Annotated in this window: 3 protein-coding genes and 1 pseudogene; 1 reads left to right on the top strand and 3 read right to left on the bottom strand. The window is 43.3% G+C overall.

Annotated elements, in window-relative coordinates:
• Window positions 1–116: 116 nt before the first annotated feature.
• The 3 genes and pseudogenes from LC574_RS36915 to LC574_RS36920 all read right to left on the bottom strand — a co-directional run.
• Window positions 117–572 (bottom strand): hypothetical protein, encoded by a 456-nt coding sequence (locus tag LC574_RS36915; RefSeq protein ID WP_229458592.1) that lies wholly within the window; start codon window positions 570–572, stop codon window positions 117–119.
• Window positions 573–822: 250 nt separating this feature from the next.
• Complete coding sequence (locus tag LC574_RS38660) at window positions 823–1,059, bottom strand: efflux RND transporter permease subunit (RefSeq protein WP_306422221.1); 237 nt, start codon at window positions 1,057–1,059, stop codon at window positions 823–825.
• Window positions 1,057–1,548, bottom strand: a pseudogene (locus LC574_RS36920) (efflux RND transporter permease subunit); the annotation flags it as partial. The gene LC574_RS38660 and the pseudogene LC574_RS36920, both read right to left, overlap by 3 nt.
• 281 nt (window positions 1,549–1,829) lie before the next feature.
• Here LC574_RS36920 and LC574_RS36925 point away from each other — a divergent pair.
• Window positions 1,830–2,072 carry a 30S ribosomal protein PSRP-3 gene (locus LC574_RS36925; protein WP_229458593.1) on the top strand — a complete coding sequence of 81 codons (243 nt, stop codon included), beginning with the start codon at window positions 1,830–1,832 and terminating at the stop codon, window positions 2,070–2,072.
• Window positions 2,073–2,185: the final 113 nt, after the last annotated feature.

Below are 2,185 nucleotides of genomic sequence, written 5' to 3' on the forward strand. Positions count from 1 at the left end.
CTTAACCTCGGGCGAGGTTTTAACCAATATTCATTACCCACTCGTACAGAATTCATACCTGTTTTCTGACCGGAGGCGGAGCTTTCCTTGCTCCGCTCCTGAGTTCTGAATTCTTCTTATAAAGGTTCAAAGATCAAGCTCTTAGTCAGAGTGTGAGCAAGAATTGGAACAATCGCCAGAATCACCAGCCATCGGATAGCGATCTGATTTTGCCGTCGTTGAGTGCGTAATTCCGCAATAACTTTTTGCTCATACTCAGGACTGAGTTCTTTCCTCACCTGTCCAAATCTTCCCAACAAAGAATGAGACTTTTTTCGCTTCAGTGGATTTAACCCAGCTTCTTCTGAATCAACATTATTTGTTGTTTGAATCAATTTTGGGCTAATTCCCAAGGTTTGCTCTGGAGTAGTCAAAGGATTTGAAGCGGGTATATCCCCTATCTCTTGTACCACAGATGAATTGAGAGGATCGGAGGACTGACGATACTTTGAAACTACTGATTCAATAAATGACAGTTTCTCTAAAATTAGAGCTTCTATTTCTGAGATATTGCTAGTGTGTTGGCTGGACAATTTGTGGTTTACCCAAAAAGTTCCCAGTTTAAATTGGGCTAAATTCAGCTTTACATTAGCAAGCTCACGCTGAAGCTGAACTCGGAAATAATCATTAATTATTTTTCCTTTGTTGGCATCAGACGAAATGCTATTATTGTTAAAATGTTTGTTTTCAATCTCTTTAATGGCAACTGCTGCATTATAAGCAATGTCTAATCTTTGTAAGGAGATTTGATTAACCCAATTATTGAGTTTAGAAAAGTTAGGATTAAGGCGTGAAAATCATCGCATCCTGATTTTGGGCGAAGATGCCATTCAGCCGTTGCACGATCGCCTTAACTGAATGTTCCTCACCCTCGCGCTTTTTCCAATCTTTCAGGTTAAAGAAAAATGTCCCCTGATTTGGCCCATTGCCGTTGAGACCAAAACCGGCAATGACGAGAGACGCTTCCATCTCCGGCACTTCTTTTTGGAGGGTTTGAGACACAGGTACCAATCCGAACATGGTCAACGTGTTGAGCGAGAAGCCCAGGACATAAGCAAACGCCAATGCTCCAATCAAGGATACAGGAACAGCGATCGCCGGAATAATCGTCGTCCGCCAATCTTGCAAAAAGACGAAAATCACCAGCACCACTAGGGCGATCGCTTCCTCCAATGTCTTGACCACTTCTTTGATTGAGACTTCGACAAACTTGGTGGTGTCGTAGGCAATGACGGCTTTCACCCCTGGGGGAAAGTTTTTCTCTAGCTCTGCGATTTACGCTTCCACCGCTTTGGCAGTATTCAGCGCATTGCTGCCCGGAAGCTGATAGATCAACATAGCAACGCCCGGTTTGCCCTGTACCAGTGCCGAAGTTGTATAGTCCTTCGCGCCTAACTCGGCTCGTCCCACATCCTTGAGTTTAACGAGTGTGCCGTTGGTGTCCGACTTGATTACCAAATTCTCGAATTCCTTGACATCTTTTAATCTACTGCAGATTGACTGTCGCAGGGGTAAGACATTGGTGACAAGTTAAGGATTTGAGGAAATTGTCAAGGGTGGTATTTGGATAGGTCAAAAATCGTGAGAAACTCGGTGTAGACAAGTAGATAAACAAATTTACTTGCTCTATATCATAAGTCTGTTTCGGTCACAAGCATCTTTAGTTAGCGCCGACTAAACCTTATCGTAGCCCATTCTCAATCACTGTTTGGTCATTTGATAGAGTATTGCGTTAAAATAAGCGATCGCTATCCTAGTTAAGTAATGCCCGGAAATTCCCGGAGGTGTGATTGACCAAGTTTATTTTGAAAATTCTGTGGTTAGACGAGAACGTTGCTCTAGCAGTCGATCAAATTGTCGGCAAAGGCACCAGTCCCTTGACTAAGTACTTTTTTTGGCCCAGAAATGATGCCTGGGAAGAGTTAAAAAAGGAATTAGAGTCCAAACATTGGATTACTGACGTGGATCGTGTCGAGTTGCTTAATAAAGCGACAGAAGTGATTAACTACTGGCAAGAGGAAGGCAGGAGTTAGAGCAGTTTTCAGGTATTTAGACCACGACTGAGACGAGGAATGGGGAGTAGGGAGTAGGGAGTAGGGAGTGGTGTAGTTCAATTACTTGAAAAGCGCTGTAAGAGCAAAGCCGG

This window comes from Nostoc sp. CHAB 5715 (assembly GCF_020829685.1).
Classification (GTDB): domain Bacteria; phylum Cyanobacteriota; class Cyanobacteriia; order Cyanobacteriales; family Nostocaceae; genus Nostoc.

Excerpts from the sequence above, each read along its gene's own strand:
- LC574_RS38660 (WP_306422221.1), bottom strand. The coding sequence starts at position 1,059 with ATGTTCGGATTGGTACCTGTGTCTCAAACCCTCCAAAAAGAAGTGCCG.